This window comes from Pseudocitrobacter corydidari (genome assembly GCF_021172065.1).
Classification (GTDB): Bacteria; Pseudomonadota; Gammaproteobacteria; order Enterobacterales; family Enterobacteriaceae; genus Pseudocitrobacter; species Pseudocitrobacter corydidari.
Genome location: NZ_CP087880.1, coordinates 3,856,525 through 3,879,767, shown reverse-complemented (window position 1 = coordinate 3,879,767; position 23,243 = coordinate 3,856,525). Strand labels below are relative to the sequence as shown.

At 54.0% G+C, this 23,243-nt stretch carries 22 protein-coding genes; 14 read left to right on the top strand and 8 right to left on the bottom strand.

Going from position 1 to position 23,243, the window contains the following annotated elements; genetic code table 11:
• Positions 1-6 precede the first annotated feature (6 nt).
• Positions 7-1,404: a multidrug transporter subunit MdtD gene (gene mdtD, locus G163CM_RS17980; protein ID WP_231825830.1), complete on the top strand. Its 1,398-nt coding sequence runs from the start codon at positions 7-9 to the stop codon at positions 1,402-1,404.
• On the opposite strand, the gene rbsR is transcribed toward mdtD, so the two are convergent.
• From rbsR to kup, 7 genes are all read right to left on the bottom strand, one after another.
• Entirely contained in the window at positions 1,401-2,393 is a 993-nt protein-coding gene (rbsR, locus tag G163CM_RS17975; protein ID WP_231825829.1) for a ribose operon transcriptional repressor RbsR, read from the bottom strand. The two genes, mdtD and rbsR, sit on opposite strands and share 4 nt — an antisense overlap.
• 3 nt (positions 2,394-2,396) lie before the next feature.
• On the bottom strand, positions 2,397-3,326 hold the full coding sequence (rbsK, locus tag G163CM_RS17970) for a ribokinase (protein WP_231825828.1): 930 nt from the start codon (positions 3,324-3,326) through the stop codon (positions 2,397-2,399).
• Between the two features lie 99 nt (positions 3,327-3,425).
• Positions 3,426-4,316 carry a ribose ABC transporter substrate-binding protein RbsB gene (rbsB, locus tag G163CM_RS17965; protein ID WP_015966578.1) on the bottom strand — a complete coding sequence of 297 codons (891 nt, stop codon included), beginning with the start codon at positions 4,314-4,316 and terminating at the stop codon, positions 3,426-3,428.
• Positions 4,317-4,343: 27 nt separating this feature from the next.
• Positions 4,344-5,309, bottom strand: coding sequence for a ribose ABC transporter permease (gene rbsC / locus G163CM_RS17960; RefSeq protein ID WP_015966579.1), 966 nt, complete (start codon positions 5,307-5,309; stop codon positions 4,344-4,346).
• A gap of 5 nt (positions 5,310-5,314) precedes the next feature.
• Complete coding sequence (gene rbsA / locus G163CM_RS17955) at positions 5,315-6,820, bottom strand: ribose ABC transporter ATP-binding protein RbsA (protein ID WP_015966580.1); 1,506 nt, start codon at positions 6,818-6,820, stop codon at positions 5,315-5,317.
• A gap of 7 nt (positions 6,821-6,827) precedes the next feature.
• A complete protein-coding gene (gene rbsD / locus G163CM_RS17950; protein WP_015966581.1) occupies positions 6,828-7,247 on the bottom strand; it encodes a D-ribose pyranase in 420 nt (139 codons plus the stop codon).
• 181 nt (positions 7,248-7,428) lie between these two features.
• Positions 7,429-9,297, bottom strand: a complete 1,869-nt coding sequence (gene kup / locus G163CM_RS17945) for a low affinity potassium transporter Kup (RefSeq protein ID WP_231825827.1) — start codon at positions 9,295-9,297, stop codon at positions 7,429-7,431.
• 219 nt (positions 9,298-9,516) lie between these two features.
• Between kup and ravA the strand changes: the two genes are divergently transcribed.
• Together ravA and viaA are read left to right on the top strand one after the other, a co-directional pair.
• The gene (ravA, locus tag G163CM_RS17940) at positions 9,517-11,016 is read left to right on the top strand and encodes an ATPase RavA (protein ID WP_231825826.1); all 1,500 of its coding nucleotides are present in this window, start codon (positions 9,517-9,519) and stop codon (positions 11,014-11,016) included.
• Positions 11,010-12,461 (top strand): ATPase RavA stimulator ViaA, encoded by a 1,452-nt coding sequence (viaA, locus tag G163CM_RS17935; protein ID WP_231825825.1) that lies wholly within the window; start codon positions 11,010-11,012, stop codon positions 12,459-12,461. Before ravA ends, viaA begins: the two co-directional genes overlap by 7 nt.
• Positions 12,462-12,463: 2 nt before the next feature.
• Here the strand turns inward: viaA and asnA are convergent, their stop codons facing one another.
• Positions 12,464-13,456 carry an aspartate--ammonia ligase gene (asnA, locus tag G163CM_RS17930; RefSeq protein WP_015966585.1) on the bottom strand — a complete coding sequence of 331 codons (993 nt, stop codon included), beginning with the start codon at positions 13,454-13,456 and terminating at the stop codon, positions 12,464-12,466.
• A 152-nt stretch (positions 13,457-13,608) separates the two neighbouring features.
• Between asnA and asnC the strand changes: the two genes are divergently transcribed.
• From asnC to atpG, 11 genes are all read left to right on the top strand, one after another.
• On the top strand, positions 13,609-14,067 hold the full coding sequence (asnC, locus tag G163CM_RS17925) for a transcriptional regulator AsnC (RefSeq protein WP_015966586.1): 459 nt from the start codon (positions 13,609-13,611) through the stop codon (positions 14,065-14,067).
• Between the two features lie 88 nt (positions 14,068-14,155).
• Positions 14,156-14,605 carry an FMN-binding protein MioC gene (mioC, locus tag G163CM_RS17920; RefSeq protein ID WP_231825824.1) on the top strand — a complete coding sequence of 150 codons (450 nt, stop codon included), beginning with the start codon at positions 14,156-14,158 and terminating at the stop codon, positions 14,603-14,605.
• A gap of 372 nt (positions 14,606-14,977) precedes the next feature.
• Entirely contained in the window at positions 14,978-16,867 is a 1,890-nt protein-coding gene (mnmG, locus tag G163CM_RS17915; RefSeq protein WP_231825823.1) for a tRNA uridine-5-carboxymethylaminomethyl(34) synthesis enzyme MnmG, read from the top strand.
• A 97-nt stretch (positions 16,868-16,964) separates the two neighbouring features.
• Positions 16,965-17,588, top strand: coding sequence for a 16S rRNA (guanine(527)-N(7))-methyltransferase RsmG (gene rsmG / locus G163CM_RS17910; RefSeq protein WP_231825822.1), 624 nt, complete (start codon positions 16,965-16,967; stop codon positions 17,586-17,588).
• Positions 17,589-18,203: 615 nt separating this feature from the next.
• The gene (gene atpI / locus G163CM_RS17905) at positions 18,204-18,584 is read left to right on the top strand and encodes a F0F1 ATP synthase subunit I (protein ID WP_015966590.1); all 381 of its coding nucleotides are present in this window, start codon (positions 18,204-18,206) and stop codon (positions 18,582-18,584) included.
• A gap of 8 nt (positions 18,585-18,592) precedes the next feature.
• A complete protein-coding gene (gene atpB, locus G163CM_RS17900) occupies positions 18,593-19,408 on the top strand; it encodes a F0F1 ATP synthase subunit A (protein ID WP_015966591.1) in 816 nt (271 codons plus the stop codon).
• A gap of 46 nt (positions 19,409-19,454) precedes the next feature.
• The gene (gene atpE / locus G163CM_RS17895) at positions 19,455-19,694 is read left to right on the top strand and encodes a F0F1 ATP synthase subunit C (RefSeq protein WP_000429386.1); all 240 of its coding nucleotides are present in this window, start codon (positions 19,455-19,457) and stop codon (positions 19,692-19,694) included.
• Positions 19,695-19,755: 61 nt separating this feature from the next.
• Positions 19,756-20,226: a F0F1 ATP synthase subunit B gene (gene atpF, locus G163CM_RS17890; protein WP_015966592.1), complete on the top strand. Its 471-nt coding sequence runs from the start codon at positions 19,756-19,758 to the stop codon at positions 20,224-20,226.
• A gap of 14 nt (positions 20,227-20,240) precedes the next feature.
• Complete coding sequence (gene atpH / locus G163CM_RS17885; RefSeq protein ID WP_108476243.1) at positions 20,241-20,774, top strand: F0F1 ATP synthase subunit delta; 534 nt, start codon at positions 20,241-20,243, stop codon at positions 20,772-20,774.
• Positions 20,775-20,786: 12 nt separating this feature from the next.
• Entirely contained in the window at positions 20,787-22,328 is a 1,542-nt protein-coding gene (gene atpA / locus G163CM_RS17880; protein WP_015966594.1) for a F0F1 ATP synthase subunit alpha, read from the top strand.
• Between the two features lie 50 nt (positions 22,329-22,378).
• Entirely contained in the window at positions 22,379-23,242 is an 864-nt protein-coding gene (atpG, locus tag G163CM_RS17875) for a F0F1 ATP synthase subunit gamma (RefSeq protein ID WP_015966595.1), read from the top strand.
• Position 23,243: the final 1 nt, after the last annotated feature.

Sequence of the window (23,243 nt, the reverse complement as noted above, 5' to 3'; positions counted from 1 at the left end):
CATCGCATGATAAAGAAAAAAGCGCGGAGTATGGCCGGACTGCCGTGGATAGCCGCCATGGCATTTTTTATGCAGGCCCTGGATGCGACAATCCTTAATACAGCGCTCCCCGCCATCGCACATAGCCTTAATCGTTCACCGCTCGCTATGCAGTCCGCCATCATCAGTTACACCCTGACGGTAGCCATGCTGATACCGGTTAGCGGCTGGTTAGCCGACCGCTTCGGTACTCGTCGCATCTTTATGATTGCGGTGACGCTTTTCACGCTGGGTTCGTTAGCCTGCGCCCTCTCAACATCGTTACTTGAGCTGGTTATCTTTCGCGTTATTCAGGGCATCGGCGGGGCGATGATGATGCCCGTCGCTCGCCTGGCGCTACTGCGAGCCTACCCGCGCAGCGAACTTCTACCGGTACTCAATTTTGTCACCATGCCTGGTCTTGTGGGCCCCATTCTTGGCCCGGTACTTGGCGGCGTGCTGGTCACGTGGGCCAGTTGGCATTGGATTTTCCTGATTAACATCCCGATTGGTATTACCGGCCTTATCTATGCCCGCAAATACATGCCTAACTTCACCACGCCGAAGCGCAGCTTTGATATGTCCGGGTTCCTGCTGTTCGGCCTGAGCCTGGTGCTGTTCTCCAGCGGGATGGAGCTGTTCGGAGAACGTATTGTGGCAAGCTGGATAGCTTTCGCGATTATTGGCATCAGTATTCTGCTGTTGCTGGCGTATATTCGCCACGCTCGCCGTCATCCGACGCCGCTTATCTCTCTGTCACTCTTTAAGACGCGCACTTTTTCCGTCGGCATTGCCGGGAACCTGGCTACGCGTTTGGGCACCGGCTGCGTGCCGTTCCTGATGCCGCTGATGTTGCAGGTCGGCTTTGGCTATCCGGCGTTGATAGCCGGTTGCATGATGGCGCCGACCGCGCTCGGGTCTATTCTGGCAAAATCGACGGTTACGCAGGTGCTGCGCTGGCTCGGTTATCGGAAAACACTGGTCGGTATTACGCTGTTTATTGGCGTAATGATTGCGCAGTTCTCACTGCAATCACCCTCGATGCCGATATGGATGCTGATTCTGCCGCTGTTTGTGCTCGGGATGGCGATGTCAACGCAGTTTACGTCGATGAACACCATCACGCTTGCCGATCTGACGGATGAGAACGCCAGCAGCGGCAACAGTATGCTGGCCGTCACCCAGCAGCTTTCAATCAGTTTAGGGGTGGCGATCAGCGCCGCCGTGTTAAGAGTGTACCAGGGAATGGAAGGCTCAAACACCATCGAACAATTCCACTACACCTTTATTACGATGGGCGGGATAACGGTAGTTTCTGCATTCATGTTTATGCTGCTGAAGCCGAAAGATGGCCGCAACCTGATCAAAGAACGCCACAAAGCTTAAACGGAGCCGCGAACCACCAGCTCGGGCGTCAACTGTACACGCTGCTGTTTTTGTCCGGGCTGGGCCATACGGTGGATCAACACATCAATCGCCAGTTCGCCCAGTTCATCTTTGGGCTGATGAATGGTCGTCAGAGGTGGCGTCATGTAGCGCGCCAGTTCAATATCGTCATAACCAATCACCGCCATATCCTGCGGAATGCGCAATCCGGCCTGATAAAGCGCCTGATACGCACCCACCGCCATCGCGTCATTACCGACGAATACCGCCTGCGGCAATTCCGGCAGCGCCAGCAACTGCTGCATGGCATCAAAACCACCGCCGAACTCAAAGTTACTGGTGATCACATAACCGTCAGGAACGGGAAGCCCCGCATGCTGCATGGCTGAGTGATATCCTTCCAGACGCAGACGCGCAGGCGTTTTATCCAGCGGCCCGGCGATACAGGCGATGCGGGTGTGGCCCTGTTCAATGAGATAGCGCGTCGCCATGTCACCGCCCAGCAAAGAGTTATCCTGAATCAGATCGCTGTCGCCATCGAACGGCGCCCAATCCATCATCACCGTCGGAATGGACGGATAACGCTGCATAATCTCCTGCGACGGCTGGTGCGTTTCGGTGCATAACAGCAATAACCCATCAACGCGTTTCTGCATTAGCGTCTCCAGGTTGCGGTTCATCCGCTGCTCGTCACCTTCGGTATTACACAGCACCAGACTGTAGCCGCGTTCAAAACAGCTTCGCTCCACGCCGCGCACCAGCTCCGAATAGAACGGATTGGTACTGGCGGTGATCAGCATGCCAATAGTGCGGGTTTGATTTAGTTTGAGACTACGCGCTATCGCAGATGGCGCGTAGTTCAGGCTTTTGATGGCCGCATCGACTTTTTCAGTGATCGCTTCACTGACGTAGCGGTCTTTATTGATGACGTGAGAAACGGTAGAGGTTGAAACGCCCGCCACGCGAGCGACATCTTTCATGGTAGCCAAACATTACCTCTGCTGATTCAGAAATTCGTCGATCTCTTCACGCCAGGGAACGGAAGGCTGAGCTCCTTTACGGGTGACGGCAATGGCCGCCGCCGCGTGCGCAAACCGAATCGCCTCGTTCAGCGGTTTCTCTTCCAGCAGTGCGGTGATCAGCGCGCCGTTAAAGGTATCTCCGGCGGCGATAGTATCAATGGCCTGCACTTTAAAGCCCGCCACGCGTTGACCTTCGCCCTTCACGCTGGCCCACACGCCACGGCTACCCAGGGTGATGATAACGGTATCGATGCCTTTGGCGTGTAACGCCAGCGCCGCTTTCGCCGCATCGTCATCGTTTTCCACACGGATGCCGGTTAGCTTCTCAGCTTCCGTTTCATTCGGCGTGATGATGTCCACCAGCGCCAGTAATTCGTCAGACAGTTCACGTGCCGGAGCCGGGTTTAAAATCACCTGCGTCTGGTGCTGATGGGCAATTTTAGCCGCCAGCAGGACGCTTTCCAGCGGTGATTCCAGCTGCATCAGCAGCGCATCCGCCTGCGCAATACGCGTTTTCTGTGCTTCAACCAATGCAGGCGACAGCGCCGCATTGGCGCCCGCATGAATACCAATGACGTTTTCGCCTTCGCCGTTAACAAAAATCAGCGCCACGCCGGTTGATTCCTCCGGAATCACGCTCACCGGCGCCACATCGATGCGATCGTTCGCCAGCTGATGACGCACGCGCTCGCCAGTATCGTCGTCACCCGTACAGGCGATAAACGCAATATCCGCGCCGCTGCGTCCGGCAGCCACCGCCTGGTTTGCGCCTTTGCCGCCAAACGCGACCTGATACTGGTTACCGGTGACGGTTTCACCCGGCGTAGGGAAGGATTCGAGATTAAGGATGTGATCGGCATTGATGCTGCCAAGAACGACGAGTTTGCCTGCGGTTTTCATTTCAGCGTGTCCGATAAGTGCGCCACCCGTTACCGGGTGGCGCGTGCCCTGCTTTTCTTTATAGGTTGTCCCTCAAGCCTTTTGTGGCCTGATGGTGACTTATTGCTTAATGACCAGTTTCAGGTCAACCGGATATTTAGCCTGAACTTTCTCGCCTTTCAGGACCTTATCCGCAGTTTCAACGCCTTTCGCGCCGATCTGCTCTGGCAACTGAGCAATAGTCGCCGACAGTTTGCCATCATTTACTGCTTTTTCGCCATCTGGCGTGCCGTCAAACCCGACAACCATCACATCAGATTTACCTGCGGTTTGCAGCGCACGCAGTGCACCCAGCGCCATTTCATCGTTCTGAGCAAATACCGCCTGTACATCCGGATGCGCGGTCAGCAGGTTCTGCATGACGTTTAGCCCCTTAGTACGGTCGAAGTCAGCCGGTTGGCTCGCCAGCACGTTAAATTTGTGCGCGGCCACAGCCTGCTGGAAACCTTCACCACGCTCACGTGCAGCAGAGGTTCCGGCGATACCTTGTAATTCAATCACTTTCGCGCCTTCACCGGCTTTTTTCGCAATGTAATCACCGGCGATTTTTCCGCCCAGCACGTTATCAGACGCGATATGGCTGACCACTTCGCCTTTCGACGCGACGCGGTCGAGGGTGATCACCGGAATTTTAGACTGGTTAGCCATTTTAATGGCGTTACCTACCGCGTCGGAATCCGTCGGGTTGACCAGCAGAATTTTCGCGCCGCGCACGGTCAGGTCCTGCACGTTCGCCAGCTCTTTCGCCGGGTTGTTCTGCGAATCCAGCACCACCAGGTTGTAACCCAGTTTGTCGGCTTCTTTCTGCGCGCCATCTTTCAGGGACACGAAGAACGGGTTATTCAGGGTAGAGATGACCAGCGCGATGGTGTCTTTCGCCATCGCGTTTGCGCTCACAGTGGCGCTCAGCGCAACAGCAGAAACCAGGGTAGCCAGTTTTTTCATATTCATAGTTAAGATGTCCTGTAGAGTCGTGAGTTACTGCTTTTTGTTGTCTACCAGCACCGCCAGCAAAATCACCACTGCTTTAACGATCATCTGGTAATAGGAAGAAACACCCAGCAAATTCAAACCATTATTCAGGAAACCGAGGATCAGTGCGCCGATCAGCGTCCCAACAATACGACCTTTACCGCCCGCAAGGCTGGTGCCGCCCAGCACAACCGCCGCGATAGCATCCAGCTCGTAGCCGGTACCCGCCGTCGGCTGCGCAGAAGAGAGACGCGCCACTTCGATAACACCCGCCAGCGACGCCAGCAGGCCGCACAAAGCGTAGACGATAATTTTGATTTTATTGACGCTGATACCGGAAAGACGTGTTGCCGCTTCGTTACCGCCCAGCGCATAGATATAGCGACCAAGACGCGTGTGATGCAGCATGTACCAGGCCGCGAGGAAGACAATCGCCATGATCCACACCGGCGTCGGAATGCCGAGCGGGCGGCCAATCCCGAACCAGCCGAACAGATCGGCGTTATCGGTAAAACCGGTATTCACCGGGCTGCCGTTGGTGTACACCATGGTCACCCCGCGCAGCAGCAGCATCATCACCAGCGTGGCGATAAACGCCTGCACGCGGCCTTTCGCCACAATCACCCCGGTCACCGCGCCAATAGCGCCGCCCAGCGCCAGCGCGGCAGCCACAGCCACCAGCGCATTGACTTCAAGGCCAACAATCGAGGCAGCGACAGCGCCGGTGAGCGCCAACAGAGAACCGACGGACAGGTCGATTCCCGAGGTTAAAATCACCAGCGTCATCCCCACCGCCATAATGGCGTTAACAGAGGTCTGTTGCAGGATGTTGAACAGGTTATTGACGGTAAAAAAGTTGGGGCTCATGGTCGAGACGATGGCAATCAGCACCAGCAAAGCGATCAGCGATTTTTGCTCCATCAGCCATGCTTTTGTGAAATAGCGGCGACCAGCGACAGCCTGGTTTGTCATCTTCTTTACTCCTGATTCACACGGTTAAGCTTGCCCACAGCGGCAGCCATTAATACTTCCTGGGTGGCCTGCTCGCGTGTGAACTCACCGCCGAGATGCCCTTCATGCATCACAATAATGCGATCGCTCATCCCCAGAACTTCCGGCATCTCGGAGGAGACCAGAATGATGCTCAGGCCATCGGCCTTAAACTGGTTGATCAGCTGATAAATCTCTTTTTTGGCGCCAACGTCGACGCCGCGCGTCGGTTCGTCGAGAATCAGCACTTTCGGGCGCGTCATCAGGCCACGCGCGATGGCGACTTTCTGTTGATTACCGCCGGAGAGCAGGCCGATAGCCTGTTCCATTGATGGCGTTTTGACGTTAAACAGACGGATAAAATCGCTGACCGCCTGCTGCTCATCTTTATGCTTCAGGCTGCCGCCCGCGTGGCTGAAGTAGCGCAGCGCCGTCAGCGACATGTTCTCTTTCACCGACATGCCGAGCACTAAGCCGTCCCGTTTGCGGTCTTCAGAGATATAGACAATGCCGTTCGCCAGGCCATCCTGCGGGGAACGCGCCACCACTTCGTGGCCGTCGAGGGTGACATAGCCGCTGCTGCGCGGCAGCGCGCCGTACAGCACTTTCATCAGTTCCGTACGCCCTGCGCCCATCAGGCCCGCCACGCCAAGAATTTCGCCTTTGCGTAGCGTGAAGGAGACGTTTTCAACGCCCGATCCGCACAGGTTATCGACCTTCAGGCGGATCTCGCCAGGCGCTTTATCGAGGCGTGGGTATTGATCTTCGAGCTTGCGCCCAACCATCATTTCGATCAGCGAATCTTCCGTTAGCGAGGAAACTTCCCGCTCGGCGATAAACTGCCCATCGCGAAATACGGTCACGTCATCGCAAATCTCGAAGATTTCTTTCATGCGGTGGGAGATATAGACAATGCCGCGCCCCTGGGATTTCAGTTCGCGGATCACGCGGAACAGGGATTCGGTTTCGGTATCCGTCAGCGCATCGGTCGGTTCATCCATCACGATGACTTTCGATTCAAAGCTCAGCACCTTGGCAATTTCCACCATCTGCTGATCGCCGATGGAGAGTTCGCCCACCAGCCTGTCGCTTTTAAAGCGCAGGTTGAGTTTCGCCAGCAGCACGTTCGCTTCGGCGTACATCTTCTTCCAGTCGATTTTGCCAAAGCGATTCACAAACTCGCGGCCAAGGAAGATGTTTTCCGCAATGGTGAGCTGCGGGATCAGGTTCAGTTCCTGGTGAATGATGCCAATCCCGGCTTCCTGCGACGATTTCGGCCCGCTAAAGGTGGTTTCTTTACCCAGCCATAACAGCGAACCGGCATCGCGAGAGTAGATACCGGTCAGCACTTTCATCATCGTGGATTTGCCGGCGCCGTTTTCGCCAACCAGCGCCATCACGCGGCCCGCATAAACATTTAACGCCGCGCCAGAGAGGGCTTTTACCCCCGGGAAGGATTTATCGATACCTTTTAATTGCAGTAATGCGTCCATGTTGGCCTCAGAAGGTGACGCCAGCACAGAGAATAATGTTCGCATACGGGGAACACTCCCCGCTGCGAATCACCGCCTGACTGTCTGCGGTTTGTTTTTTAAACTGCTCATGGGTGGTGTAACGAATTTCTATGGTATTTCCCTGGTGTTGTTGCAGTTGCCCGATGAATTTGAGCAACGTTTCGTGGAGTTGCGGATTATGTTGTTTAATCTCCGAGGCGAGAATGGCGGCCTCAACCTGCATTTCACGGGTCACGACGTCCAGCACCTGCATAAAGGTGGGAACGCCCTGGGTTAATGCCATATCGATACGCGTTGTACCGCGTGGGATGGGTAACCCCGCATCACACACCACCAGCGTATCGGTATGCCCCAGGCGGGAGATGACCGATGAGATCTCAGAATTAAGTACCGTGCCTTTCTTCATTTTCTTGCTCCACTAGCGAAACGTTTCGCTGATGTAAGTTTAATCTTAAGAGTGAGCAGAAAACCAACATGGCGTAACAGAATTGTGATCGTCGTCGAAACGTTTCGCTCGCGACGTAAAAAGCGAAGCGTAGAAAGAGAAACGCCGGGAGGTAAAAACCTTCCCGGCGTGTTGATAGACTTTAAATCTCGACCTGGGTGCCCAGCTCGATAACCCGGTTCGGCGGGATTTCGAACTGATCCGGTGCGCGCAGGGCGTTACGTTGCAGCAGCAGATAGAGCTTACCGCGCAGGCGTAAATACCATGGGCGTTTGCCGACAATCAGCGACTCGTGCGACATAAAGAACGATGTTTCCATCATTCGGCAGCTTAAACCTTCCAGGCCGCAGCGGTGGAACACCTCTTCCACGTTCGGCGTTTCACGCCAGCCGTAGCTGGCCACTACGCGCCAGAAGGTCGGCGAAAGCTGTTCAATCTGCACACGACGCACGTTGTGGACGTAAGGCGCATCTTCCGTGCGCAGCGTCAGCAGGATCACCCGCTCATGCAGCACTTTGTTGTGCTTGAGGTTGTGCATCATGGCAAACGGAATCACGTTCAGCGCACGCGACATATACACCGCAGTACCTGGTACGCGAACCGGCGGTGATTTCTCCAGCGAGGCGATCATCGCTTCCAGAGAATTACCGTGCTCATGCATACGACGCAGCAGGCGGAAGCGCTCGCTTTTCCAGGTGGTCATCACGATAAACATCACCGTACCGAGGCTCAGCGGCAGCCAGCCACCGGAGACGATTTTATCGAGGTTTGCCGAGAACAGCGGAATATCGATACACAGGAAGGCGACCAGAATGAACGCCACCAGGAACTTGTTCCAGTGCCAGTTTTTACGCGCCACGGTGGTCGACAGTATCGAGGTCAACACCATCGTACCCGTTACCGCGATACCGTAAGCTGCCGCCAGATTACTGGAGTGCTCGAAGTTGATAATGACGATAACCACCGAGAAATAGAGCAGCCAGTTGATGAACGGGATGTAAATCTGCCCGGACTCCATTTCAGAGGTGTGGATAATGCGCATCGGTGAGAGATACCCCAGACGCACCGCCTGGCGAGTCAGCGAGAAGACGCCCGAAATAACCGCCTGCGAGGCGATAACCGTCGCCAGCGCCGCCAGAATCAGCAGCGGGATCAGCGCCCATTCCGGCGCGAGCAGGAAGAACGGGTTCTTAATCGCTTCCGGATGCTTCAAAAGCAGCGCGCCCTGACCGAAGTAGTTCAGCGTCAAAGACGGCAGCACCACCGAGAACCAGGCCAAACGAATCGGGAATTTGCCGAAGTGGCCCATATCCGCATACAGCGCTTCTACCCCGGTGATGGAGAGGACAACCGCCCCCAGCGCGACAAACGACACCATCTTATATTCAAGGAAGAAGTGCACCGCCCACATGGGATTCAGCGCCTGAAGCACTTCCGGGTTACCCATAATGCTACGCACGCCCAGCACCGCCAGAATCAGGAACCACGCCAGCATAATCGGGGCGAAGAGTTTGCCCACCATGCCGGTACCGTGCTTCTGAATCATAAACAGCAGCGTCAGCACCAGAATGGAAAGCGGCACTATCCAGCTATCAAGCTGTGGCGCGACAATTTCCAGGCCTTCAATGGCCGACATCACCGATATCGCCGGCGTGATGACCACTTCCCCATAGAAGAAGCTGCCGCCGATCAATCCAATTATCACCAGGAAGGAGGTGGTTTTTGCCGACGTGTTGCGCCCCGCCAAAGACATTAGCGTCAGGATCCCCCCCTCACCGGCGTTATCCGCACGCATGACGAAGGTCAGGTACTTAATGGAGACAACTAAGATCAGCAGCCAGAAGATTAATGACAGAAAGCCAAAAACCGCGTCACGTTCAACGCCAAAACCAAACTGCCCGGACAAACATTCTCGAAGAGTATAAAGAGGGCTGGTGCCGATATCGCCGTATACCACCCCAATGGCGGCGAGGGTAATCGCCGACAAAGATTGCTTCTTATCAGTGCTCATAGACTAGTCTTTCGTTTGTAAAACAAATGAGTGCCTGGTCCCTTGGCCCACGAAAAGCGCACAGTATGCACGATTAATCGCAAAATCGTACCCTTATGTGAATTCATATTAACCTGGCGCAAAGAAAATGAAGCGCTTCTTCAGCCTATTATCCTCGTCCATGAAACGTCTATACTCGCTCAGTTAGCCGTATGTTCGGCGAAAGGATGCAACTCAATTATGGCCCAATCACATTTATTAGCAGAAAGAATTTCGCGCCTGAGTAGCGCGCTTGAGAAAGGGCTGTATGAACGCAGTCACGCTATCCGCCTGTGCCTGCTGGCAGCGCTCAGCGGCGAGAGCGTGTTTTTGCTTGGCCCGCCAGGCATTGCCAAAAGCCTGATTGCGCGACGCATTAAGTTCGCTTTTCAACACGCGCGCGCCTTTGAATATCTGATGACCCGCTTCTCTACGCCGGAAGAGGTTTTTGGCCCACTGTCCATCCAGGCGTTAAAAGATGAAGGGCGCTATGAGCGTCTGACCGCAGGCTATTTACCGGAAGCGGAAATCGTCTTTCTTGATGAGATCTGGAAAGCTGGCCCGGCGATTCTGAACACCCTGCTGACCGCCATTAACGAACGTCATTTCCGCAACGGCGCGACGGTTGAGAAAATCCCGATGCGCCTGCTGGTGGCGGCATCGAACGAACTGCCGGAAGCCGAAAGCAGCCTTGAAGCGCTGTATGACCGTATGCTGATTCGTCTGTGGCTCGACAAAGTGCAGGAGAAGGGCAACTTCCGTTCCATGCTGGTGAGCCAGCAGGACGAAAACGAAAACCCGGTATCGCCGGTGCTTCAGGTCACGGATGAAGAGTTCTTTCAGTGGCAGAAAGAGATTGCCGCAATCAAACTGCCGGAAGCGGTATTTGAACTGATCTTCACCCTGCGCCAGCAGCTCGATACGCTGCCCAATGCGCCGTATGTTTCCGATCGTCGCTGGAAGAAAGCGATTCGTCTGCTACAGGCCTGCGCATTCTTCAGCGGGCGCGATGCCATTGCGCCTATCGATCTTATTCTGCTTAAAGAGTGCCTGTGGCACGACGCGCAAAGCCGCAATTTAATGCAGCAACAGCTCGAAATATTGATGACCGGGCACGCCTGGCAACAGCAATCGATGCTGAACCGCCTGAGCGCAATTACTCAGCATCGCTTACAGCTTCAGCAGCAGGAAAGCGATAAAACCGCGCTCAAAGTGACGCGTATAGGCGGTATGTTCAGCCGTAAACCGCACTATGAGCTTCCGGCGGAAGTTCAGGGCCCAACGGTTACGTTACTGCTGCAAAAACCGCTGAAATTGCACGATATCGACGTTATTCACATCACCTTCGAGCGTCAGGTGCTGGCACACTGGCTGGAGAAAGGCGGTGAAATTCGCGGCAAACTCAACGGCATCGGTTTTGCGCTGACGCTGAATATGGAAGTGGATAACGCGCAGCATCTGGTGGTGCGTGATATCAGTTTGCAGGGCTCACGCCTGGCGCTGCCGGGAACCGAAAGCCAGCAGAACATGCCTGCCGAAATCAAACAGCAGCTCGACGAACTGGCGGAGGAGTGGCATCGACAGCATCTCAGCTTTAACGATCAGCAGAAATGCCTGTTCATTCATAGCGACTGGCTGGCGCAGATCGAAGCCAGCCTGCAGGATGTCGCGGCGCAGATCAAACAGGCCCAGCAATGCTGACGATCGATACGCTCAACGTGATGCTGGCGGTCAGCGAAGAGGGATTGATCGAAGAGACGATCATCGCCCTGCTGGCGTCACCACAGCTATCGGCATTCTTTAAGAAATTCCCGCGCCTGAAAAGCGCCATTACGGAAGATCTGCCCCGCTGGCGCGAAAACCTGAAAAGCACGCTTAAGGGTACGCATGTGCCGCCGGAGCTGGAAGAAGAAGTGCTCTGCTATCAGCAGTGCCAGACCTTTTCCACGCCGCAAATCAATGCGCAGCTGCCGCAGATCCTGGCGCTTCTGAAAAAGGTGCGCTCACCCTACGCCGAGCAGGCTCAGCAGCTGGCGACGCATAATCCCACCTTTACCCCGGCGCTGCATACGCTGTTCCTGCAGCGCTGGCGGCTGAGCCTGGTGGTGCAGGCAACATCGCTCAACCAGCAGTTACTGGAAGGTGAACGGGAACAGTTACTGAGCGAAGTTCAGGAGCGAATGACTCTGAGCGGCCAACTGGAACCGGTGCTGGTCGAGAACGAAAACGCCGCCGGTCGCCTGTGGGACATGAGCGCCGGGCAGCTTAAGCGCGGTGATTATCAGCTGATCGTGAAGTATGGCGATTTCCTCAGCCAGCAGCCGGAACTGATGCAGCTGGCGGATCAGCTTGGGCGCTCGCGTGAAGCAAAATCGGTGCCCAAAAAAGATGCACTAATGGAAACCTTCCGCACCCTGGTGCGCGAACCGTCAACGGTGCCGGAGCAGGTCGACGGCATTCAGCAAAGCGATGACATCCTGCGCCTGCTGCCGCCGGAATTGGCCACGCTCGGTATTACCGAGCTGGAGTATGAATTCTACCGGCGGCTGGTGGAGAAACAGCTTCTCACCTACCGTCTGCACGGCGATGCGTGGCATGAGAAAGTCACCGAACGCCCGGTGGTACACCAGGATGTAGACGAACAGCCGCGCGGGCCGTTTATCGTCTGCGTAGATACTTCAGGCTCCATGGGCGGCTTTAACGAGCAGTGCGCGAAAGCCTTTTGCCTTGCAATGATGCGCGTCGCGCTGGCGGATAACCGCCGCTGCTTCATTATGCTGTTTTCCAGCGAAGTGGTGCGCTACGAGCTGACTGGCCCGCAGGGGATCGAACAGGCGATCCGTTTCCTGAGCCAGCGTTTTCGCGGCGGCACCGATATGGCGAGCTGTTTTCGCGCCATCGTCGAACGGCTGGAGAACCCGGCCTGGCAGGATGCCGATGCGGTGGTGATTTCAGACTTTATTGCCCAGCGGCTGCCGGATGAGGTGGTGAATAAGGTAGGGGAGTTACAGCGAAAACATCAGCACCGTTTTCACGCGGTGGCGATGTCCGCCCATGGCAAGCCCGGCATCATGCGCATCTTTGACCACATCTGGCGCTTCGATACCGGGTTGCGTAGCCGCCTGCTCAGACGCTGGCGGCGTTAATCTTACAGCAGGGAAGAGACGCCTTCACGTACCTGCGCCGGCCATACGCCGCACTGAACCTGCCCGATGTGGGAGAGTTGCAGCAGCAGCATGGTCAGACGCGACTGGCCAATCCCGCCGCCGATAGTCTGCGGCATTTCACCGCGCAGCAGCGCCTGATGCCATTCCAGCTGCAGGCGCTCTTCGTCGCCGGTCAGCTGTAACTGGTGTTGCAGCGCGTTGGCATCAACGCGGATCCCCATAGAAGAGAGCTCGAACGCATCTTGCAGAATCGGGTTCCACACCAGGATATCGCCGTTAAGGCCCGCCAGACCAGATTCCGCCTGCGTGCTCCAATCATCATAATCCGGCGCACGGACGTCGTGGCGATGACCATCAGAGAGTTTCCCGCCGATCCCAATCAGGAAGACGGCACCCAGTTCTTTGGCAATAGCACGTTCACGGCCTTTCGCGTCGAGATCCGGATAACGGCTTAGCAGCGTCTGGCTGTGCACAAAGTGGATCTGTTCTGGCAGGAACGGTGCCAGGCCAAACTCTTTGCTTACTGCCGCTTCAGTTTCTTTAATACCCGCCCAAATCGCCTTCACGGTGCTTTCAAGGGTACCGAGATGACGCTCGCCATCACCCATCACGCGTTCCCAGTCCCACTGGTCAACGTAAACGGAGTGGATCGGCGAAAGGCGGTCTTCATCGGGGCGAAGGGCTTTCATGTGCGTGTAGAGCCCTTCGCCCGCGCTGAAGTCGTGCTGTCCCAGGGTTTGACGTTTCCACTTAGCCAGAGAGTGCACCACTTCAAACTGGGCCTCCGGCAGGGCTTTCACTTTTACCTGTACCGCTTTTTCGCAACCAGAAAGGTTGTCCTGCGTCCCATCCCCTACGCGGCTCAGCAGCGGTGCCTGGACTTCAATCAGGCCCAACTTTTCTTCTAGCTGGCGAGAGAAAAAGGATTTTACGAAACTAATCTGGCGTTGTTTTGCGATGTAAGCGGTTTTCATTTTTTATTACTCCTGCGTCCTGTTGGTTATGATTAAGCAACAGAATGCGGGTCATATTCAATAATCAACAGATAAAAAGGCGTCTTCACTTTTGATTCGTTAAAAACAGGCGCTAAAATAGAAAGAATCCTCATTCTTCATAAGAAAAAGCTATGGAAAATTATCAGATCGACAATCTGGACCGCGGCATCCTCGACGCCTTAATGGCGAATGCCCGCACCGCCTACGCCGAATTAGCCAAACAGTTCGGCGTCAGCCCCGGCACCATTCACGTTCGCGTCGAGAAAATGAAACAGGCGGGCATCATTACCGGCGCGCGCGTCGACGTAAGCCCAAAACAGCTCGGATACGATGTCGGCTGCTTTATCGGCATTATATTGAAGAGTGCAAAAGACTATCCGTCCGCGCTGGCGCGGCTGGAAAGCCTGGATGAAGTGACCGAGGCGTACTACACCACCGGCCATTACAGCATCTTTATTAAAGTCATGTGCCGTTCGATCGACGCGTTGCAGCACGTACTTATCAACAAGATCCAAACAATTGATGAAATTCAGTCCACCGAAACCCTGATCGTCCTGCAGAACCCGATCATGCGTACCATCAAGCCGTGATCGGCTTTTTTAATCCCGCACTTTTCCACAGGTAGATCCCAGACCGTTCACAGCGTACAATACGCCACTCTTAATAAAGGTGGCGGTTATGGCAGATATCACACTCATCAGCGGAAGCACACTTGGCAGCGCCGAGTATGTGGCGGAACACCTGGCTGAAAAGCTGGAAGACGCGGGTTTTTCGACCGAAACGCTGCATGGTCCTTTATTAGAGGATCTCACGGCGTCGGGGATCTGGCTGGTTATCAGCTCCACGCACGGTGCCGGTGACATTCCTGACAACCTGCTGCCTTTTTATAACGATCTCCGCGAGCAGAAACCCGACCTTTCCCAGGTACGCTTCGGTTCAATCGGTATTGGCAGTCGTGAATATGACACTTTTTGCGGCGCCATCGATAAAATCGACACCGAATTGGCCGCCTGTGGCGCGAAACAGGTGGGCGAAACGCTCAAGATCAATGTCCTTGAACATGACATTCCTGAAGATCCCGCGGAAATTTGGGTCGGATCATGGGCCGATCGGCTCAGAGATTTGTAAAGATCCAACTTTATTCTGTGGATAACCCTGGTTAAAACCTTGGATCAACCGGTAGTTATCCCAAGAACAACCGTAGGTCAGTTTTTGAGTTGTGTATAACTCCCCGTTTTGATCCCAGCTTATACGGAACAGGATCACCGATCATTCACAGTTAGTGATCCTTCTTAAGCTTATGATCTTAAATAGTGGATCGCACTTATCCACAGATACTGGCGATCCTAATAAGAGATCACAATAGAACAGATCTCTAAATAAAAAGATCTTCTTTTAAATAGCAAAGATCCAGACGCTTTCTCCATCGACTAAAGTTGAGTAGAATCCACGCCCGGGCTTCAATCCATCATCAAACCGCGTTATGCGAGGCAGACCACCATGTTTTATCAGGATCCTTTTGACGTCATCATCATTGGCGGGGGTCATGCAGGCACTGAGGCCGCGATGGCCGCAGCGCGAATGGGTCAGCAGACCCTGCTTTTGACACACAATATCGACACTCTGGGGCAGATGAGCTGCAACCCGGCGATTGGCGGCATTGGGAAAGGACACCTGGTAAAAGAAGTGGATGCACTTGGCGGCCTGATGGCCACCGCGATCGACCATGCGGGTATCCAGTTTAGGATACTAAACGCGAGCAAAGGGCCGGCGGTACGCGCCACTCGTGCTCAGGCGGATCGCGTGCTCTATCGCCAGGCAGTGCGCACTGCGCTGGAGAACCAACCGAACCTGATGATCTTCCAGCAGGCGGTTGAAGATCTGATTGTGGAAAACGATCGCGTGGTTGGCGCTGTCACCCAGATGGGGCTGAAATTCCGCGCTAAAGCGGTTGTGCTCACTGTCGGGACTTTCCTCGACGGCAAAATTCATATCGGGCTGGATAACTACAGCGGTGGCCGTGCTGGCGATCCGCCGTCCATTCCGCTCTCTCGTCGTCTGCGTGAACTGCCGCTGCGCGTAAGCCGTCTGAAAACCGGCACCCCGCCGCGTATCGACGCGCGCACCATTGATTTCAGCGTGCTGGCGCAACAGCTTGGCGATAACCCAATGCCCGTTTTCTCGTTCCTCGGCGATGCGTCCCAGCATCCGCGTCAGGTACCGTGCTATGTCACGCATACCAACGAGAAAACCCATGACGTGATCCGCAATAACCTCGACCGCAGCCCAATGTATGCTGGCGTGATTGAAGGGATTGGCCCACGTTACTGCCCGTCTATCGAAGACAAAGTGATGCGCTTTGCCGACCGAAACCAGCACCAGATTTTCCTGGAGCCGGAAGGGCTGACCTCCAACGAAATTTACCCTAACGGTATCTCCACCAGCCTGCCATTCGATGTGCAGATGCAAATCGTCCGCTCCATGCAGGGGATGGAAAACGCGAAGATCGTCCGTCCAGGCTATGCTATCGAGTACGATTTCTTCGATCCGCGCGATCTGAAACCGACGCTGGAAAGCAAATTTATCCACGGTCTGTTCTTTGCCGGCCAGATCAACGGCACCACCGGTTACGAAGAAGCCGCCGCACAGGGGCTGCTTGCTGGTCTGAACGCCGCGCGTTTCTCGGCGGAAAAAGAGGGCTGGGCGCCGCGTCGCGATCAGGCCTACCTGGGCGTGCTGGTCGACGATCTCTGCACGCTGGGTACCAAAGAACCGTACCGCATGTTTACCTCGCGTGCGGAATATCGTCTGATGCTGCGCGAAGATAACGCCGATCTGCGTCTAACCGAAGCGGGCCGTGAGCTGGGCCTGGTGGACGATGTGCGCTGGGCGCGCTTCAACGAGAAGCTGGAAAATATCGAGCGTGAACGTCAGCGCCTGAAAACGACCTGGGTTGCGCCGTCTTCCGAGTCAGCAGGCGAAGTGAATGCTCACCTGAGTGCGCCGCTGTCGCGTGAAGCCAGTGGGGAAGATCTGCTGCGTCGCCCGGAAATGACCTACGAACAGCTGACCGCGCTGACGCCATTCGCGCCTGCGCTGGCCGATGCTCAGGCCGCTGAACAGGTTGAGATTCAGGTGAAATACGAAGGTTACATTGCGCGTCAGCAGGATGAGATTGAAAAACAGCAGCGTAACGAAAATACGCTCCTGCCTGCGACGCTCGATTATCGTCAGGTTAACGGTCTCTCCAACGAAGTGATCGCCAAGCTGAATGACCATAAACCGGTTTCAATTGGCCAGGCGTCACGTATTTCCGGGATTACCCCCGCCGCCATCTCAATTTTGCTGGTTTGGCTGAAAAAACAAGGTATGCTGCGCCGCAGCGCGTAATAACGGTTTTGGGCGGCGGCGTTTCGCGAGCCGCCCTACAAATTCGTAAGCCGGATAACGCTAACATCCGGCAAATTATCCCCAACAGGTAACTTTCGTGATTAACAAACTCTCTCGTCTGCTGGATGAAGCAGGCATTTCGCTCACCGATCACCAGAAACATCAGCTGGTGGCCTATGTCGATATGCTGAACAAATGGAACAAAGCGTACAACCTGACGTCCGTGCGCGATCCTAACGAGATGTTAATTCGACATATTCTGGACAGCATCGTGGTTGCGCCGCATTTGCAGGGGCAACGGTTTATTGATGTCGGTACGGGCCCTGGATTGCCGGGTATCCCGCTTTCGATCGTGCGTCCGGAATCTCATTTTACGCTGCTCGACAGCCTGGGTAAGCGTGTACGCTTTCTGCGTCAGGTGCAGCATGAGCTGAAACTTGAGAACATCGCGCCGGTGCAAAGCCGAGTTGAAGAGTTCCCCGCAGAGCCGCCTTTTGATGGCGTCATCAGCCGTGCGTTTGCGTCTCTGACGGACATGGTGACCTGGTGTAAGCACTTACCTGCGGAAAATGGCCGCTTCTATGCGCTGAAAGGGCAGAGGCCAGACGATGAAATCAGCCAGTTACCGACTGAATTCTCCGTAGAAAATATCGTTGAACTCCGTGTTCCGCACCTGGAAGGCGAACGCCATCTGGTGATAATTAGAACAAACAAAAGTTAACTTTTATCAAAAAATATCGGAAAAAACCGACCTCGATTTTGTTAAAAAGAAGCGACAAAAACGATGGAACATTCAGTTACATTTAACGACATTTTAACTAGACTGTATCGGGCATTTAACGTGGCTCTTTTTGTTAACAATAAAAATAGTCAACGTGGAAAATATCAGCTTACTAGCAGTCGATTCGCTGAATGAAAATTGAATGTTAAATTTTTATTATAAATGTCAATAAGCTGTTTTTACGGTGTGTGTGTCATTTTTGAAAAGAGTTGTCTCTAATTGCCTTTAAGATCAAAACACTGGCAAGTTATGAATTGAGGCTAATCTCAATCGAACATCATCAAAAATGTTTATTATGTGATCTGGAGCACGCTTTGTAGTCAGCGTTTTCGCGGTATTTGCACTTTTGTTCGATCGTTCACACTTTCACAAAAATCGCGAAAATAGAGGTGAGGAAAAAAATTTAAACATTTATTCACCTTTTTGCTACTTATTGTTTGAAATCACGAGGCGTCACCGTATAATTTGACCGCTTTTTGATGCTTGACTCCGAGCCTTAAAGAACGTTTTATACGACACGCGGCATACCTCAAAGGGAGCAGGAGTAATAACGTGATGTCATTGTCGCTCGTGAGTCGAAACGTTGCTCGTAAGCTTCTGTTCATTCAGCTCCTGGCAGTAATAGCAAGTGGACTGCTGTTCAGCCTCAAAGACCCCTTCTGGGGCATTTCCTCCGCGTGCGGAGGTATGGCAGTATTTCTGCCTAACATGTTGTTTATGATTTTTGCCTGGCGCCACCAGGTACATACACCGGCTAAGGGCCGAGTCGCATGGACATTCGCGTTTGGCGAAGCGTTCAAGGTGTTGGCGATGCTGGTGTTGCTGATCGTGGCGTTGGCAGTTTTGAAGGCGGTGTTCTTGCCGCTAATCGTGACATGGATTTTGGTGCTGGTGGTTCAGATACTGGCACCCGCTGTAATTAACAACAAAGGGTAAAAGGCATCATGGCTTCTGAAAATATGACGCCGCAGGATTACATAGGTCACCACCTGAATAACCTTCAGCTGGACCTGCGTACATTCTCGCTGGTAGATCCGCATAACCCCCCAGCCACCTTCTGGACGCTCAATATTGACTCCATGTTCTTCTCGGTGGTGCTGGGTCTGTTGTTCCTGCTTATGTTCCGTAGCGTTGCTAAACGAGCAACCAGCGGCGTACCAGGCAAATTTCAGACCGCGATTGAGCTGGTAATCGGCTTCGTTCATGGCAGTGTCAAAGACATGTACCATGGCAAAAGCAAGCTCATCGCTCCTCTGGCTCTGACGATTTTCGTCTGGGTCTTCCTGATGAACCTGATGGACCTTCTGCCTATCGACCTGCTGCCGTATATTGCTGAGCATATACTGGGCCTGCCGGCGCTGCGCGTGGTGCCGTCTGCGGACGTGAACATTACCCTGTCTATGGCACTGGGCGTGTTCATCCTGATTCTGTTCTACAGCATCAAAATGAAAGGCATCGGCGGCTTCACGAAAGAGTTGACGCTGCAGCCGTTCAATCACTGGGCTTTCATTCCTGTCAACTTAATCCTTGAAGGGGTCAGCCTGCTGTCCAAACCGGTTTCTCTCGGTCTGCGACTGTTCGGTAACATGTATGCCGGTGAGCTGATTTTCATTCTGATTGCTGGTCTGTTGCCGTGGTGGTCACAGTGGATTCTGAATGTGCCGTGGGCCATTTTCCACATCCTGATCATTACGCTGCAAGCCTTCATCTTCATGGTTCTGACGATCGTCTATCTGTCGATGGCGTCTGAAGAGCATTAATTTACCAACACTACTACGTTTTAACTGAAACAAACTGGAGACTGTCATGGAAAACCTGAATATGGATCTGCTGTACATGGCTGCCGCTGTGATGATGGGTCTGGCGGCAATCGGTGCTGCGATCGGTATCGGCATCCTCGGGGGCAAATTCCTGGAAGGCGCAGCGCGTCAACCGGATCTGATTCCACTGCTGCGTACTCAGTTCTTTATCGTTATGGGTCTGGTGGATGCTATCCCAATGATCGCTGTAGGTCTGGGTCTGTACGTGATGTTTGCTGTCGCGTAGTAAGCGTTGCTTGAATTAGTAAGCAATATCAGAACGTTAACTAGATAAGAGGCATTGTGCTGTGAATCTTAACGCAACAATCCTCGGCCAGGCCATCGCGTTTGTCCTGTTCGTTCTGTTCTGCATGAAGTACGTATGGCCGCCGTTAATGGCTGCCATCGAAAAACGTCAAAAAGAGATTGCTGACGGTCTTGCTTCTGCTGAACGAGCTAAAAAGGATTTGGACCTTGCACAGGCCAACGCGACCGACCAGCTGAAAAAAGCGAAAGCGGAAGCCCAGGTTATCATTGAGCAGGCGAACAAACGTCGCGCCCAGATCCTGGACGAAGTGAAAGCTGAAGCAGAACAGGAACGTACTAAAATCGTGGCGCAGGCTCAGGCGGAAATCGACGCTGAGCGTAAACGTGCTCGCGAAGAACTGCGTAAGCAAGTTGCTATCCTGGCTGTTGCTGGCGCCGAGAAGATCATCGAACGTTCCGTGGATGAAGCTGCTAACAGCGACATCGTGGACAAACTTGTCGCTGAACTGTAAGGAGGGAGGGGCTGATGTCTGAATTTGTTACTGTAGCTCGCCCCTACGCCAAAGCAGCTTTTGACTTTGCCGTCGAACACAACAGTGTAGAGCGCTGGCAGGACATGCTGGCGTTTACCGCTGAAGTGACGAAAAACGAACAAATGGCAGAGCTTCTGTCTGGCGCGATGGCGCCGGAAACGCTCGCTAAGTCGTTTATCGCCGTCTGTGGTGAGCAACTGGACGAAAACGGCCAGAACCTGATTAAGGTTATGGCTGAAAATGGTCGTCTGCGTGTGCTCCCGGATGTTCTCGAGCAGTTCATTCATTTACGTGCCGCCAGCGAGGCGGTTGCCGAAGTCGAAGTGACTTCCGCGACAGCACTGAGTGAAGAACAGCTTGCGAAAATCAGCACAGCGATGGAAAAACGTCTGTCACGCAAAGTGAAGCTGAATTGCAATATCGATAAGTCTGTAATGGCAGGCATTATCATCCGCTCGGGTGATATGGTCATTGATGGCAGCGTACGCGGCCGTCTTGAACGCCTTGCAGACGTCTTGCAGTCTTAAGGGGACTGGAGCATGCAACTGAATTCCACCGAAATCAGCGAACTGATCAAGCAGCGCATTGCTCAGTTCAGTGTTGTGAGTGAAGCTCACAACGAAGGTACTATTGTTTCTGTAAGTGACGGTGTTATCCGCATCCACGGCCTGGCCGATTGTATGCAGGGTGAAATGATTTCCCTGCCGGGTAACCGTTACGCTATCGCACTGAACCTGGAGCGCGACTCTGTTGGTGCAGTAGTAATGGGTCCGTATGCTGACCTTGCCGAAGGCATGAAAGTTAAGTGTACTGGTCGTATCCTGGAAGTTCCGGTTGGCCGTGGCCTGCTGGGTCGTGTGGTTAACACCCTGGGTGCGCCAATCGACGGTAAAGGTGCGCTGGATAACGACGGCTTCTCCGCTGTTGAAGCTATCGCGCCGGGCGTTATCGAACGTCAGTCCGTTGATCAGCCAGTACAGACTGGTTATAAGTCCGTTGATGCCATGATCCCAATCGGTCGTGGTCAGCGTGAACTGATCATCGGTGACCGTCAGACCGGTAAAACTGCGCTGGCAATCGATGCCATCATCAACCAGCGTGATTCCGGTATCAAATGTGTCTACGTTGCTATCGGCCAGAAAGCGTCCACCATCTCTAACGTGGTACGTAAACTGGAAGAACACGGCGCGCTGGCTAACACCATCGTTGTTGTGGCAACCGCGTCTGAATCCGCTGCACTGCAATACCTGGCGCCGTATGCCGGTTGCGCAATGGGCGAATACTTCCGTGACCGTGGTGAAGATGCGCTGATCATTTATGATGACCTGTCTAAACAGGCTGTCGCATACCGTCAGATCTCCCTGCTGCTCCGTCGTCCGCCAGGACGTGAAGCATTCCCGGGCGACGTATTCTACCTGCACTCCCGTCTGCTGGAGCGTGCTGCGCGTGTTAACGCCGAATACGTTGAAGCCTTCACCAAAGGTGAAGTGAAAGGGAAAACCGGTTCTCTGACCGCTCTGCCGATTATCGAAACTCAGGCGGGTGACGTTTCTGCGTTCGTTCCGACTAACGTAATCTCCATTACCGATGGTCAGATCTTCCTGGAAACCAACCTGTTTAACGCCGGTATTCGTCCTGCGGTTAACCCGGGTATCTCCGTATCCCGTGTAGGTGGTGCAGCGCAGACCAAGATCATGAAAAAACTGTCCGGTGGTATTCGTACCGCGCTGGCGCAGTATCGTGAACTGGCGGCGTTCTCTCAGTTTGCATCCGACCTTGACGATGCAACCCGTAAGCAGCTTGACCACGGTCAGAAAGTGACCGAACTGCTGAAACAGAAACAGTATGCGCCGATGTCCGTTGCGCAGCAGTCTCTGGTTCTGTTCGCAGCAGAACGTGGTTACCTGGCAGATGTTGAATTGTCGAAAATCGGTAGCTTCGAAGCCGCTCTGCTGGCTTACGTCGACCGTGATCACGCTCCACTGATGCAAGAGATCAACCAGTCCGGTGGCTATAACGACGAAATCGAAGGCAAGCTGAAAGGCATCCTCGATTCCTTCAAAGCAACCCAATCCTGGTAACGTCTGGTGGCCTGCCCTAAGGCAGGCCGCAAGGCATTGAGGAGAAGCTCATGGCCGGCGCAAAAGAGATACGTAGTAAGATCGCAAGCGTCCAGAACACGCAGAAGATCACTAAAGCGATGGAAATGGTCGCCGCTTCCAAAATGCGTAAATCGCAGGAACGTATGGCGGCCAGCCGTCCTTATGCAGAAACCATGCGCAAAGTGATTGGTCACCTTGCAAACGGTAATCTGGAATATAAGCACCCGTACCTGGAAGAACGCGACGTTAAACGCGTGGGCTACCTGGTGGTGTCGACAGACCGTGGTCTGTGTGGTGGCTTGAACATTAACCTGTTCAAAAAAATTCTGGCGGAAATGAAAGGTTGGTCTGATAAAGGCGTTCAGTGCGATATCGCAATGATCGGCTCTAAAGGCGTCTCTTTCTTCAATTCCGTTGGCGGTAACATCGTCGCGCAGGTCACTGGCATGGGGGATAACCCTTCCCTGTCCGAACTGATCGGCCCGGTAAAAGTGATGTTGCAGGCTTACGATGAAGGCCGTCTGGACAAGCTTTATATTGTAAACAACAAATTTATCAACACCATGTCTCAGGTTCCTACCATCACTCAGCTGCTGCCGCTGCCTGCGTCAGAAGATGAGGATCTGAAGCGTAAATCCTGGGATTACCTGTATGAACCCGATCCGAAAGCGCTGCTGGATACCCTCCTGCGCCGCTACGTAGAGTCTCAGGTTTATCAAGGTGTTGTAGAAAACCTGGCCAGCGAGCAGGCCGCACGTATGGTGGCGATGAAAGCCGCGACCGACAATGGCGGCAGCCTGATCAAAGAGCTGCAGTTGGTATACAACAAAGCTCGTCAGGCCAGCATTACTCAGGAACTCACCGAGATCGTCGGTGGTGCATCCGCGGTATAAC